This window comes from Thermoactinomyces sp. FSL K6-2592, assembly GCF_038006465.1.
Classification (GTDB): Bacteria; Bacillota; Bacilli; order Thermoactinomycetales; family Thermoactinomycetaceae; genus Thermoactinomyces; species Thermoactinomyces vulgaris.
In genome coordinates, this window is the sequence record NZ_JBBOVH010000001.1 from 407857 (window position 1) to 421689 (window position 13833).

Annotated in this window: 13 protein-coding genes; 8 read left to right on the forward strand and 5 right to left on the reverse strand. The window is 47.6% G+C overall.

Annotated elements, in window-relative coordinates:
* Positions 1-41 precede the first annotated feature (41 nt).
* Positions 42-977, forward strand: a complete 936-nt coding sequence (gene hprK / locus NYE37_RS02145) for an HPr(Ser) kinase/phosphatase (RefSeq protein WP_037993293.1) — start codon at positions 42-44, stop codon at positions 975-977.
* A gap of 36 nt (positions 978-1013) precedes the next feature.
* Positions 1014-2339 (forward strand): purine/pyrimidine permease, encoded by a 1326-nt coding sequence (locus NYE37_RS02150; RefSeq protein ID WP_121874333.1) that lies wholly within the window; start codon positions 1014-1016, stop codon positions 2337-2339.
* 39 nt (positions 2340-2378) lie between these two features.
* On the opposite strand, the gene NYE37_RS02155 is transcribed toward NYE37_RS02150, so the two are convergent.
* Entirely contained in the window at positions 2379-2582 is a 204-nt protein-coding gene (locus NYE37_RS02155) for a hypothetical protein (protein WP_131470896.1), read from the reverse strand.
* A 285-nt stretch (positions 2583-2867) separates the two neighbouring features.
* On the opposite strand from NYE37_RS02155, the gene lgt reads away from it, so the two are divergent.
* From lgt to NYE37_RS02175, 4 genes are all read left to right on the forward strand, one after another.
* Positions 2868-3764, forward strand: a complete 897-nt coding sequence (lgt, locus tag NYE37_RS02160; protein WP_340711734.1) for a prolipoprotein diacylglyceryl transferase — start codon at positions 2868-2870, stop codon at positions 3762-3764.
* A gap of 22 nt (positions 3765-3786) precedes the next feature.
* Positions 3787-4431 carry a pyrophosphatase PpaX gene (ppaX, locus tag NYE37_RS02165; RefSeq protein WP_049720666.1) on the forward strand — a complete coding sequence of 215 codons (645 nt, stop codon included), beginning with the start codon at positions 3787-3789 and terminating at the stop codon, positions 4429-4431.
* A gap of 9 nt (positions 4432-4440) precedes the next feature.
* Entirely contained in the window at positions 4441-4929 is a 489-nt protein-coding gene (locus NYE37_RS02170) for an acyltransferase (RefSeq protein ID WP_037993298.1), read from the forward strand.
* A 164-nt stretch (positions 4930-5093) separates the two neighbouring features.
* Positions 5094-8657: an efflux RND transporter permease subunit gene (locus NYE37_RS02175; RefSeq protein WP_049720665.1), complete on the forward strand. Its 3564-nt coding sequence runs from the start codon at positions 5094-5096 to the stop codon at positions 8655-8657.
* A 34-nt stretch (positions 8658-8691) separates the two neighbouring features.
* On the opposite strand, the gene NYE37_RS02180 is transcribed toward NYE37_RS02175, so the two are convergent.
* Positions 8692-9000 carry a YolD-like family protein gene (locus tag NYE37_RS02180; RefSeq protein WP_037993300.1) on the reverse strand — a complete coding sequence of 103 codons (309 nt, stop codon included), beginning with the start codon at positions 8998-9000 and terminating at the stop codon, positions 8692-8694.
* A 70-nt stretch (positions 9001-9070) separates the two neighbouring features.
* On the reverse strand, positions 9071-10573 hold the full coding sequence (locus NYE37_RS02185) for a golvesin C-terminal-like domain-containing protein (RefSeq protein WP_049720664.1): 1503 nt from the start codon (positions 10571-10573) through the stop codon (positions 9071-9073).
* A gap of 182 nt (positions 10574-10755) precedes the next feature.
* On the opposite strand from NYE37_RS02185, the gene NYE37_RS02190 reads away from it, so the two are divergent.
* A complete protein-coding gene (locus NYE37_RS02190; RefSeq protein WP_037993303.1) occupies positions 10756-10965 on the forward strand; it encodes an RNA chaperone Hfq in 210 nt (69 codons plus the stop codon).
* An 18-nt stretch (positions 10966-10983) separates the two neighbouring features.
* Here NYE37_RS02190 and NYE37_RS02195 read toward each other — a convergent pair whose 3' ends face one another.
* Both NYE37_RS02195 and NYE37_RS02200 read right to left on the reverse strand, forming a co-directional pair.
* The gene (locus NYE37_RS02195; RefSeq protein WP_340711735.1) at positions 10984-12096 is read right to left on the reverse strand and encodes a quinone-dependent dihydroorotate dehydrogenase; all 1113 of its coding nucleotides are present in this window, start codon (positions 12094-12096) and stop codon (positions 10984-10986) included.
* A 146-nt stretch (positions 12097-12242) separates the two neighbouring features.
* A complete protein-coding gene (locus tag NYE37_RS02200; protein ID WP_037993309.1) occupies positions 12243-12596 on the reverse strand; it encodes an EthD family reductase in 354 nt (117 codons plus the stop codon).
* A gap of 598 nt (positions 12597-13194) precedes the next feature.
* On the opposite strand from NYE37_RS02200, the gene NYE37_RS02205 reads away from it, so the two are divergent.
* Complete coding sequence (locus NYE37_RS02205; protein WP_037993311.1) at positions 13195-13764, forward strand: non-canonical purine NTP pyrophosphatase; 570 nt, start codon at positions 13195-13197, stop codon at positions 13762-13764.
* Positions 13765-13833: the final 69 nt, after the last annotated feature.

Genomic DNA, 13833 nt, shown 5'->3' on the forward strand with positions numbered 1-13833 from the left:
AAGGCAATCAAAGGCCGGTTGGATGTTAGGAGATACGGACGATGAGTAAAAAGGTTACACTGGAAAAGTTAATACAAGAGTTTCGCCTGGAAGTGATTTATGGTTGGGATCAATTGGACCGTGCCGTGACCGTCGCGGATTTGTACCGGCCGGGATTGGAGCTGGCAGGTTTTTTCACTTATCATCCGGTCGAACGTTTGCAGTTGCTTGGCAAAACGGAATTGTCCTTTATTGAAGGATTGACCAGGCAAAAAAGAGAGGAACGTTTGGAGCGGTTGTGCCACTCGGAAATCCCTTGTTTTATCGTAACGCGGCAGTTGGAAGTGCCGCCCGAATTGATCCAGGCGTCCAAGAAGAAAAAGGTGCCGATTTTGCGCACTTCCTTGGCAACCACCAAATTTGCCAGCAAATTGACCAATTACCTGGAAAAATACTTGGCCCCGGCCACAACGATGCACGGGGTGTTGGTGGATGTGTATGGAATCGGCGTGCTGATTACGGGTTCAAGCGGAATCGGCAAAAGTGAAACGGCATTGGAACTGGTGAAGCGCGGCCATCGGTTGGTTGCCGATGATGCGGTGGAAATCACCCAGTCCGAAGAAGGGACGCTGGTCGGACATGCCCCGGAATTGATCCGTTACCTCCTGGAGATCCGGGGACTCGGGATCATCAATGTCATGACGCTGTTTGGGGCCGGAGCCGTGCGCGATAAAAAGAAAATTTCGCTGGCCATTCATTTGGAGGCATGGAAGGAAGAGCGCCAATACGATCGATTGGGTCTGGATGAAGAGAAAATCCGCATTATCGACACAGAAATCCCCAAGTTGACCATTCCGGTCCGCCCGGGGAGAAACCTGGCGGTGATTATTGAAGTGGCGGCCATGAACTACCGGTTGAAGCAAATGGGTTATCATGCCGCACAACAATTTGTCCAGCAATTGGGTTCCGCGATTGATGACAGTGAGGAATTTGATTGATGGGGTTGAATCCGGGAGGAGGAGAAGAAAAATTTGATGAAAAATGAACATGCATGGATGAAAGAGGGTTTTTCCTTTTTGCAATGGGTGGTCTTCTTGTTGGCAAATGCCCTTTCGCTCCCCGTTGTCATCGGCCAGCTTTATCATCTCTCTGCTGCAGAAGTTGCCGGCTTGATGCAGCGGACTTTTTTTGTAATCGGATTGACTTCTTTTTTGCAGGGATGGCTGGGGCACCGTTATCCTTTGGCAGACGGTCCGGCGGGAATCTGGCTCGGCATGTTCACGGTGATGGGAACCATGGCCGGGGCCGGTGAAGCCGTGCTTTCGGAGACCTTACGGGTGTTGGAAGGGGCGATGATCTTGGCCGGAGTCATCATCATCGTTATTTCTGCCTTCCGCTTGCTTCCGAAAATCCTGTTTTTATTTACCCCTTTGGTGACCGGGTCCTTTTTAATGCTATTGTCGCTCCAGTTAAGCGGTGTGTTCTTTCAGGGAATGTTCGGGATCGGGCAAGGCCGTGATGCTTTGGAGGGCAAATTGTTGCTCGTGTCGGTGGCGGTTTTTGTGTTGGTGTGGGTTCTTTCCGTTTGGGGAAAAGGCTGGATGAAAAATTATGCGGTTTTAATCGGCATTGCGGCAGGTTGGGCCGGTTTTGCAGGGTTGGGTTATGATGCGGCGCCGGTTTCTTTTTCTTCTTTTGTCACCCTTCCGTCCGTTTTTGCCTGGGGAACGCCGGTCTTTGATCCGAACATGATTTTAACCGTATTGGTGATTGTGTTGTTGCTTTTGTCCAATTTGATTGCAAGTGTGTCAGCCATGGAACAAGTGTTGTCCGGGAAGAATCGCTTGGAATCCGGGTTGTTGTCCCGTTCCGGAACGGTCAACGGGGTGGCGACGCTCGCTTCGTCTCTTTTTTCGACGGTCGGAATGGTTCCTTTGACGGTTTCCGCCGGCTTTGTCAGCATGACCGGCGAGAAGAGGAGACGTCCTTATCTGGCAGCCTGTATCGGGGTTGTCGCCATTTCATGCATCCCGCCTATCATCTCGTTTTTCGCCCAATTGCCGGGCCCGGTGGCCTATGCGGTATTGCTGGCTTCTTTCGGGCAAATGTTCGGCATCGGTTTGAAAGGCGTGTTAAAAGAAGCTCTGGATTCACGGAGATTTCAGATTTTAGGTATCACCATGTCGGCCGGGGTGGGAATGATGTTTCTTCCTGCCGAAGTGTTCCAAAACTTTCCCCCGGTGATTCAGTCCTTGATGAGCAACGGATTACTGGTGGGGATGTTGATCTGTCTGGTGCTGGAACAATGTTGGAGGCCGCGTGGGGAGGAATCGTTCAAAAAGGTGTCAAACCACGCATAAAGGCTGCTTCTTTTGTCAGGAGCAGCCGGCTGTGATCTATTATTCAAGCGTGATTTCGCGATCGGCGTGACAAGTTTTCGGCTTGCGCCAATGGGGAAGGTACACAAACTGGATGGGATCATTGGACAAACATCCGGGAGTGGAGCAAAATCCGCGATCTCCCATGATATACACACTTTGGCTGTTTCCGCATTCCATACAATCATAACGTTCTGCTTCTTCTCGGTGTAAATCGAACGCCAACAAAATAAATCCCTCCAATGATTTGTGTATACTATTTTAATGAATCAGACTTTTTATGTCCATAATAAATAATTCGATAAAAAAATGAAAAATATTGCACAGAAAGTCCGCCGGGATTTTTATGACGTTGCTTTGGACAGGCCAATCTGCTTTGAATGAAAACCGCTTGATCTGAAAGGGATTTTCTTTTCGAAAATTTTTAGGTTACAATGAAGACCAAATTTGTTCAAAATGGAAGGGTGGATCCGTGAAATTACTGTTTGGGGAAGAAGGGGGATGAAGGGAATGACGTTCATGGTGATTGATCCCGTGGCCTTTTCCATCGGCCCGATCCAGGTGCATTGGTACGGGATCATTATGGCGACGGCCGCCATGTTGGGTTTGTGGTTGGCGACAATGGAAGCAAAGCGCCAGGGGCTGGATCCGGATATTTTATTGGATATGATGATCTGGGTATTACCTTCGGCGATCGTGGGAGCCCGGCTTTATTATGTGCTCTTTGAATGGGAGTATTATGCCATGCATCCCGGAGACATCATTGCCGTTTGGAAAGGCGGACTGGCGATTCACGGCGGATTGATCGGTGCTTTTACAGCCGGATACATATTTGTGCGCAAGCATGGTTTGTCATTTTTGCAAATGGCGGATATTGTAGCCCCGAGTATCATTTTGGGCCAGGCGATCGGACGTTGGGGAAATTTCGTCAATCAGGAAGCCCATGGTGGGGAAGTGTCGCGGGCTTTTTTGGAAAGCTTGCATTTGCCTTCATGGTTGATAGATCAGATGAATATTTACGGTGTGTACTATCATCCGACGTTCCTGTATGAATCGATCTGGAATTTGGCCGGGTTCCTTTTGCTGATCGGTTTACGAAAGATACGCATCCGGCAAGGCGAGATTTTCTTCTCCTACTTGATCTGGTATTCATTGGGCCGCTTTTTCATTGAAGGCCTCCGGACAGACAGCCTTGCGTTTTCCGGCCCCGGCTTTTTGGAACAACTGCTGGCTGGGCTTTGGTCCCCGATGCAATTGTTGTTCGAACCGGGAATGTTAACCGGGGGGAACATCCGCATTGCACAATTGGTGAGCCTGATCGGCGTCTTGGCGGGGCTGGTTCTCATCATTTGGCGTCGCATGAGCGGAACTGTCCCAAAGCAGGCCGGTGAAAGTAAAAAAGCTTAAATCCCGAAGGAGTGGAACAAGCGTGAAATATTCCGTCATCCTTTTTGATTTGGATGGAACGTTGATCAATACCAATTCGTTGATTCTTGCTTCTTTTATGCATACGCTCAGTCAGCATTGTCCGGGAAAGTACACTCGGGAAGATGTGCTGAAGATCATGGGGGAGCCTCTGCTCGACCAGATGCGCCGTTTTGATCCTGATCAGGCCGAAGCGATGGTGAAAACCTACCATGCCTATAATATCAAGCATCATGATGAATATGCCGAAGCGTTTCCCCATGTCCGGGAGGTTTTGCAAGCGTTGGATCAAGCCGGTGTGGTGATGGGGGTGGTTTCCAATAAACGGCGGGTCGTGGTGGAAAGAGGATTGGATCTGTTTCAACTGACCCCGTTTATGAAAACCATCGTTTGCATCGGGGACACTCCCGAGGCAAAACCGTCTCCGGACATGATTTTTCTGGCTTTGGAACAGTTGAAGGCGGCTCCGGAGGAGGCATTGATGGTTGGAGACAGCCGCTATGATTTGATGGCGGCCAAGCGCGCCGGGGTCGATGCGGCAGCGGTGGGTTGGAGCCTTCATGCGGAGGAACTGAAGAAGTATGAGCCAGCCTATTATTTGCATGATATGCGTGATTTGCTTCGCATTTTGGATACAGAGAAGGGGTAAGCGGACAACATGCGCAAGACGGAACGATTCAAAGTGAGCGGGCCTAATTCATTATGGCAGGTGTACCGGACGGTTCCCTTTTGGAAAGTGTTTAAAAACACCCTCGTGATCTTGGTTGCCCGTTATTTGCCGTGGATGGGGTTGAAAAGGTGGTTTTATCGCAAGCTGACCGGCATGGAAATCGGAGAATGCACGGCGGTTGCTTTCATGGTGATGATGGATATTTTGTATCCGGAGAAAATCCATATCGGGAAAAATACGATTATCGGATACAACACCACCATTTTGACGCATGAATATTTGATTGATGAGTACCGGTTGGGGGATGTGTATATCGGTGATCATGTGATGATTGGCGCCAATTCCACCATCCTTCCGGGAGTGACGATTGGAGACCGTGCGGTGGTCGGAGCCGGTTCCGTGGTCACCAAAGATGTGCCCCCCGGCACTTTTGTGGCAGGAAATCCGGTCAGGGTGATAAAAAGTACAAAACAATGAGGGATTGAACCAAAAACCGGAATCCGATTCCGGTTTTTGGTATTCATGGGATGAAAGATTGGAATTTATATGAACAACAGTGAGATACACTATTTTTCAATTTGCTTAGAAGTTATTATTTAATCAGATTAATTATTTATGGGTGATATGAAAGGGGAGTCAAGGTGAATTGGTTGACCCGTTTTTCACTGCGAAACGTTGCCGCAGTGTTGATTTTGATCATTTTGGTAACCGGTGGCGGTGTTTATACAGCAACCCAATTAAAAATGGAAGCCATGCCGGATATCAACTTTCCGGTGATTGTCGCAGTCACCCCGTATCCGGGGGCATCGCCTGAGGATATCGCCGAAGAGGTGACCAAGCCGATAGAAAGAGAAATCATGGGAGTCAAAGGGGTGGATAAGGTTACATCCATTTCGGCAGACAGTACTTCCGTGGTGGTTGCCCAATTTGATTTTGATGCGGATCTGGACAAGGCGCAGCAACAAATGAGGGACGCCCTGGACCGTTTGGATTTGCCGGACAATGTGATGGATACAATCTTTAACCGGTTTGGATTCAACACCTTCCCCATGATTAATTTTACGGTAAGCAGTGACAAGAAAAATGCCACTGAATTGGAGCAATGGGTAAAAGATGTGGTGAAACCCAAACTGGAGTCGATCGAAGGGGTCGGTGAAGTACAGGTAAAAGGAGAAGGGACCAAAGCGGTATACATTCGTTTGAATCCGGAAGCATTAAAGAAACATAATCTCACTATGCAGCAAGTTCAACAAGCTTTGGCCAGTGCCCAGATGTCTTTGCCGCTGGGGGATTTAAACACCGGCAATGTGGATATGCCTGTACGCATTCATCAGGAGATCACCTCAGTGGAAGACTTGAAAAATTTTGAGTTGACCGTTCCTGCCAATCCGACGGAAGGCATGCAGGATGCCTTCAACCAAATCGGTCAATCCATGGAGAGCTTGGGGCAGGCTGTAGGCGGCCTAGGTCAAGCTGTCGGAGGATTGAGCGAAGGGTTGGGGCAAATGAGCCAAGGACTGGGACAGGTGAGCCAAGGATTGGGGCAAGTCAGCCAAGGAACCCAGCAGTTGGCGAAAGTACAGGCCCATACGCAAAAAGTCCAAGCCGAAATGATCGGGATTCAGATTGAGTTAAATAAAGCGATGGAGCAACTGCAAAAAGATCCTGAAAATCCTGAGCTCAAACAACAAATCGCCATGTTGCAGGGACAGTTGAAGGCCAAACAAGCTGAACTGGTGGCGCTGAGCAAACAATTGCAAGCGATGCTGGCGAAGATGCCCAAATCTTCCGGAACTGTGCCGAAAGGAAACAGCCAATCGGTAAAAATGCCGGCTTCGCAAGGAAAAACTTCTGCCGGCACCGGCAAACCGGAAATGAAAGAACCAGAAATTAAAACCGTCAAACTTCAGGACATTGCCACCATTACGGAATCAGCAAAAGGTCAATCCATGATCACCCGGACCAACGGGAAACCCTCCATCAATGTGGAGGTCATCAAAAATCCGGATGATAACGTGGTGGAAACAGCAGATGCAGTGAATGCTGAACTGGATCAGCTGGCAAAAGCCAATAAAGACGTTCAATTCATGAAGTTGTTTGACCAGTCGGACAGTGTCAAAATGTCCATCCATTCCATGGTGCGGGAAGGATTGCTCGGGGCTCTGTTTGCTTCGGTTGTGATTCTTCTGTTCTTGCGGAATGTGCGCATGACATTGATTTCGATTGTTTCGATTCCGGTATCTGTTTTTGCAACCTTGATCTTGTTGAAACAAGCGGATGTGAGCCTCAATATCATGACCCTTGGCGGAATGACGGTGGCCATCGGTCGGGTGGTCGATGACAGCATTGTCGTGATCGAAAACATTTACCGCCACCTGATGAAAGGGATGGAACGCACGTCCGAATTGATTCTGTTGGCGACCAAAGAGGTTGCTTCAGCCATTACATCCTCCACATTGACGACGGTTGCGGTATTTGTTCCGCTCGGAATGATTGAAGGGATTATCGGTGAAGTCTTTTATCCCTTTGCACTGACGGTGACCATTTCGCTTTTGTGCTCGTTGGTGGTGGCTGTCACCATCGTTCCGGTCTTGGCGAAATTGCTGGCTTTGAACGGAAAGCCGTTGAAAAAAGACCGGACAAGGAGCCGGCTGGCGGAACAATACAAAAAAGCTCTCAATTGGTCTTTGAACCATAAAAAAATCGTTTTGGTCGGGTCGACTTTAATGTTGTTGGGAAGTTTTGCGCTCGTACCCTTTATCGGAACCATTTTCCTTCCTTCCGATAAAGAAAAAGCGATGAACATTGAATTGAAAATGCCTTCCGGCACGAATTTGGAAAAAACAAATCAAGTCGCCGAACAAATGGAGCAAAAGTTGAAACAGCACCCGGAAGTGAAAGTGATCAGCAGTTCGGTCGGGAACATGAGCAGCCAGATGACCAATGACGGTTCAACGGGCAGCAGCAACCGTGCTTCCATGTTTGTCACCTTGGCGGATGACACCGAAATGGACACCTTTTTGGAAAACATCCGCAAGGAATTAAATGCGGTGGATCAGGATGCCGTTGTGAATGTCAGTGAAGTCAACAGCATCAATCCCGCTTCCAATTCCATCGAAGTGGTGATTACCGGAGATTCGATGGACAAGATCCGGACATTGACCAATCAATTGACGGCAAAAATTCAAAAAGTGAACGGTCTTGCCAATGTGGAAAACAATTTGAGTGAACAGAAGAAAATCGTCACCATTGAAGTGGATGATGCCAAAGCTGCGAAGAAAGGTTTGGTGGCCCAACAAGTGGCCGCAAGTGTCCGCGGATTGTTGCAGGCGGATACGATCTTTGAAATTGAGAAAGGAAACGAATCGCAAGAAGTGAAATTGGGATTGAAACAAGATGAAGTCAATTCGGTGGATAAGGTGAAAGAAATCCGGATATTATCCTCCACCGGTGAACTGGTTCCGCTCAAAGATATTGCCAACGTCAAGGTGGAAGAAGGACCGGTCACCGTCAAAAGAGAAAACGGGCAGTTGGCTGCCACCGTTTCCGGGGATGTCACCATTAAGGACACCGGAGCCGTTTCCAAAGACATTCAAGCGCAAATTGACAGCACTCCGATCCCGCAAGGCGTTTCGGTCAAACTGGGCGGCGATATCGAACAAATGAACGAAAGCTTTGCTAATCTGGGGAAAGCCATGATCGTCGCGGTCTTTGCCGTTTATGTGGTCATGTTGATTGCATTTGGGGAAGCCACGGCACCCTTTACCATTTTGTTCTCTCTCCCGTATGCCGTCATCGGCGGTTTGCTCGGTCTGTGGATTGCCGGTCAGCCGATCAGTGCGCCTGCTTTGATCGGGGCATTGATGTTGATCGGGATCGTGGTCACCAATGCGATCGTCTTTGTGGATCGTGTGCAACAGATGAAAAAACGCGGGCACAATACCGTTGATGCTTTGTTGGAAGCAGGAGAAACCCGTCTGCGTCCCATTTTGATGACGGCTTTTGCAACGATTTTCGCTTTGTTGCCGCTGGCTCTCGGGTATGGAGAAGGTGCCGCCATGTCGCAAGGATTGGCGATTGTGGTGATCGGAGGACTTGCCTCGTCCACGTTATTGACTTTGTTTATTGTTCCGATCGTCTATCTTTTCCTCTCCCAATTGAAAGAAAGATGGCAGTCCAAAAGAAGTCGTCAAGCCGAAGCATAACCAAATCCCCCGGGGAAGACTTCCCGGGGGATTTTTATAACGGGTCCACCTCAATCAATTGATCAAAGGTGATTTTTTTCTTCCATTCGCCGTTGGCCATGATGAACCATTCTTCATACGGATGGATTTTTTTGATGCGTCCGTAAAACTGAAGGGGTGAATATTTCCCCGCATAGATCACGATGACAGGTTTTTGCAATTCATAAGATTCTTCCAGCAAAAAAGTCATGTATTGGCGCTCGTCTTCATCCCTTGCGGGGGGATGGTATGTTGCGGCCGGCCTGTTTGTGACCATGTTGTGCCGCTGGGTTTCATACCATTTGTGAAAAGAAGCTGCCAGCATCTTTCTCCGCCTCCTTGTCTATGATCATACACGAACACAAGTTCGCATTCAAGGAGGAACAGAGAAAAAATTATTGTTTAATCAGCTTGAAGGCATCAGCCACCACATAACCGGAACCGGATGACCATCTGGATACGGCAATTTTATAATCAGTGCCTTGCGACATGTGAAAACGGCCCAGATAGTTCCATTTGCCGCCGTTTTGTTGCTGATTGACATAAACTGTTTGGTTGCCGGAAGATGTTTTGATGATCACGGGCGTGTTGGAGTTATAGCCGCTGTTGGCTGGCCACCAGCCGTAAATATCATAGTTTCCCGAGGAAGGAATGTTGATTTGGTACCAGAAAGGGTCGCTGGCAAGCACCGGTTCGGCAAAATGATAGTTGCTTCCGTATTTTTGGGAATTCCAGCTGCTGGTTCCCCATGCGTCGCTGGCCATTTTTGCGCCGGTGTTGTCAAAAACGAGTTCTTGAGACTCCTTGACCAAAGACATATAGTAGTTCCAATCCCAGTGGGAACCCGGATCAGTATGGGTTGCGCCCGGCACTTCATTGTGTCCGATAATATGGCTTCGGTCTTTGGGAATGCCGTACCGGTCACACAACCAGCGGGTCAGGTTGGCTGAAGCGCGGTACATGGCATCCGTGTACCAAGCCGGATCGCTGACGTATCCTTCATGTTCGATCCCGATGCTGTGGACGTTGTAGTTCCAGTTTCCCGCATGCCAAGCAATGTCCTTGTTTTGAACCATTTGGGTAATTTCTCCGTCACTGGAACGGATTACATAGTGGGCGCTGACACTGGCTGCCGGATTTTGGAACCAGCTGATCGTGCCGCTGTAAGAGCCCTGTGTCGTATGAATGATGACATAGTCGATGGAATTGCCGTCGCTTTCGCGATTGGCCGCTGTATAGTTGGAACTGGAAGCGGCCACCCATTTGGCACCAGGGTAATCGGGCGTTGCCTGTTTTTCCGGTTGCTTTTCCACTTGTTCATACTTTCCTGTATGAGGTGTTACCGGAGTCGGCTGAATGAAAACATCTTCCCCGTCAATCACCCGTTGTGCGCCTTCATTGATGATTTTGAAAACTTCATCGGCATACCATTTGGCAGCCAAGTCGGAGGATAACCCGCTGTAATCGGCCACGGTGGTATACCAGTCAGCCAAATTTTGCGGGATCTGGCCCTGATTGTTTTCCTTGGCCAGTTCGGCCAAAACGGCAGCGCCTCCCCGGATGTTTTGTTTGATATCTGTCTTCAATGTGGATTCGGGGAGATTCAACAGGCGGCTGGCTTCTTTCAATGATTGGTTGTACGGGTTGTCGGCCAGGTGCATCAACCCGTAGCCGTTGAGCTGGCTGGGTTGTCCGTGATGGTCTTGCCAGCGGGTTTCGGCATAACTGACAGCCAGTAAAATTTCATCGGGAACCTGAAATTCCTTGGCAGCCTGCTGGAACGTTTCATATAAAGTTCCCGGTTGAAAGTGATCGTCGGCTGCATAGCTGACCGGCGGACTGAAACTGAAAAAGACCATGCTGAAAAGAAGAAGCGAGATCCCCAAAATTCTCCTCAAACCGGATTCCCCCTTTTATGTCTGAAGTGGTTCTCTATCTTTAATTATATATCTATAGCATTTTTCATAACAATATTTTCATTTTAAAAATAAAGAATTTTCTATATAAAAAAGCAGCGGCCGGAGGAAGGATTTAAATACAAGAAAAAGAAACAAGGAAAGAGAAAGGGGAGTGACAGGGGATGAACCGAGAACAAGACCAAATATTAAGCCAATTAAAGGAAAAGGGGGATACCGTCAAAATATATTTGGTCAACGGATACCAATATCAAGGGAAAGTCAATGATTTTGACAAATACACCCTTTCCATCGAGGTGGACGGGGAAATGTTTGTCATCTCCAAGAAGATGGTCAGCACCATTGAAATGTCAAAGCCACCTGAAATGTTTTGACAGGAAAAAGACGGGCTTTTACAAGGGAACCCGTCTTTTTGTTTCCTGCAAGTGTTGGCCGATCCATTCGGTAAAATGGCTGATTTGTTCTTTTTCCATCTGTCTTATCAATTCCTGGTTGATTTGCTTGACGATCCCGGGTCCCTGATAAATCATGCCGGTATAGATTTGAACCAGATTGGCCCCCGCTTTCAGTTTCTCGATGACATGTTGTCCCGAAAAAATGCCTCCCGAACCGATGATGGGAATGCTGCCTTGTGTTACGGAATAAATGTGTCGGATCATTTCGGTTGATTTTTCCCGCAAAGGCTTTCCGCTCAAACCTCCGTTTTCATGTCGGGCCGAGGCGGTCAATCCTTTACGGGACAACGTGGTGTTGGTGGCGATGATGCCGTCAATCCGCAAGGAAACCGCCGTGGAGACAATCTCTTTTAATATCTGGATTTCAAGATCCGGAGCGATCTTTAACAGAACGGGCTTTCTTTTTTGATCGATTTTTTCCAATTTCGTTCGTTGGTTCATTATTTCCGTCAATAACGACTGCAATGCCTCGATGTGCTGGAGGTCGCGAAGCCCTTTGGTGTTGGGGGAGCTGACATTGATTACAAAATAGTCGCCGTAGGGATACAGTTCTTGGAGACCGCGGGTATAATCCTCCACTGCTTTGTCATTGGGGGTGTCTTTGTTTTTACCCAAATTAATGCCGACCGGAATGGCGGGATGTCCCAATCGTTCAAAGGATTCTTTCGCCGCGGCAATCCCGTGATTGTTAAATCCCATCCGGTTGATCACGGCTTTATCTTCCGGAAGGCGGAACAACCGGGGACGGGGATTCCCGTTTTGCGGACGGGGAGTCAGGGTGCCGACTTCCACGAAGCCGAATCCCAAAGCGGCAAGTGCCGGATAAACATAGGCGTTTTTATCGAATCCGGCTGCCATTCCCACCGGGTTTGGAAAAGAAATACCCCATAATTCGGAGGCAAGGCGCGGATCTTGGATGGTGAATGGTTTGGAGACGGTCTTTTGAATCAAGGAAGCAGACTGCATCCATTTCAATCCCCGGACGGTCCAGTTGTGGGCGGTTTCCGGATCCATCCGAAACAACACTTTTCGAAATAACTGGTAGTTCATGGGTGTGACTTCTCCTTTACCGCAAATATCTGAAGGTAGCATACCACAAGGGGTGGACAAAAAAAAGCTGACTGGCTTGTACCGGCCAGTCAGCAGAATGTGTATCAAGAGTTTCCAAAACAGAGGGGATCGTCCGTCATATGTAATTAATAATTTAAATTGGTGAAAAGGTTCGCTCTGAAGACTTGTTCTTTCCCTACATAGGCCACCAGGTAATCGGCTGCATCGTTGATCCAGCTTTGGGCAACGGCTTGTCCTTCTTCGCTGGCTAAGACTTTTTGCAGGGCATCGGGGCTTGCGAAGTAAATTTCGCACATTAAAGCAAAATCGTTATCCGGTGTCACATCGGTCGGGCTGCTGTTGGAAACCATCAATTCCGTCACTTCCACTTTAATTACACCGTGGATTTTTAAGATTCTCGGGATCAATGTATTTTTTAATTCCTCTGCAAACTCTTCAATTCCATCTTTTCTTTTGTAGTAACCAATGATCTTATACATAAATAAAAACCCCTCTTTCCTTATATCTTTCTGGAAATATATTTGATCGGAAATAAGTAATTGATAATTAACAGATAAGTTCATTACTTAAACCCAATAATTCAATTTTAATACCTTTATTAATCATTGTGTAGAATTAATCGAATCTTTTCAAGATGATTTCATGGTTTTTATCACAAATTTGTTACAGCAAAAAGAAGAGATCGTTAAAATCCGCCGTTATTTGTAAACGTTTTCAAAAAAACACAAAAAAGCTTCGGGTTTTAAACGCCGGTTTTATATGGAAATCATTCCAACCAACAGGAAAACGAGGCCCATCATTATGGGTTCCAATGATTGGTTTTTTCCCCGATATACCAGAAAGATTCCGATCAGTTCCAGAACGATCCCGGTTGCCAGGAAAGAGAGTCCCAAGTAGCCCATTGCTTTCGCCTTCCTTGTTAAAGTCTCTAGTGTATTTATTCGCATTGAACCGATCGTTTATGTCTTTTTTGTAAAAATAATGCGGCTGGCAGTGTATTATTTATTTCTGATGCAAGAGAATTAGCGTTAAAATGAGAAAAAATCAAAGTCAGATCGAACCATCGGAGGGGAAAAAATGAAACTTTTTTTCGTGACTCAAAACAAAGCAAAAGTGGCAGAAGCCAAAGGAATCCTGGCGCCTTTCGGAATTGACGTGGAGCAGAAGACGGTTGCCTTTGTGGAACCGGATAAAGGAACGGTGGAAGAAACAGCCCGGGCCAAATTGAAACAAGTCCGTAAACAAGGGCTGGATCAATTCATGGTGGATGATGCCGGGATCTATTTTGCGGCTTACAAAGATTTCCCCGGGATTTTGTCCAAGCGGATTTATGAACGGATTGGCTACAAAGGAATCCGCAAACTTTTGCACGGGGAAAAGAGAGAAGCCTGGTTCCAGGGAGCGGTCGGCATCTGCTTCAACGGGGAAATGAAGATTTTCAGCGGAGAAACCAGAGGGCATATCGTTGAGCAAATCGAACAATCGGAAAGTCCCGTCACCGACTTCCCCTATGACCCGATTTTTATACCGGAAGGGGAGTCGAGGGTGCTGAGTGAGCTGTCCGAAGAAGAATGGCAGACTTATTCTTACCGCCGCAAAGCATTGATCGGTTTGGCCGAATGGTTGAAAGAAAAAACAAAACACTAGTCAATAAGAAGTGCTTCATGTTATACTACTTGAAACGATACTTTAACTCATTATCGATTTAATAAGATA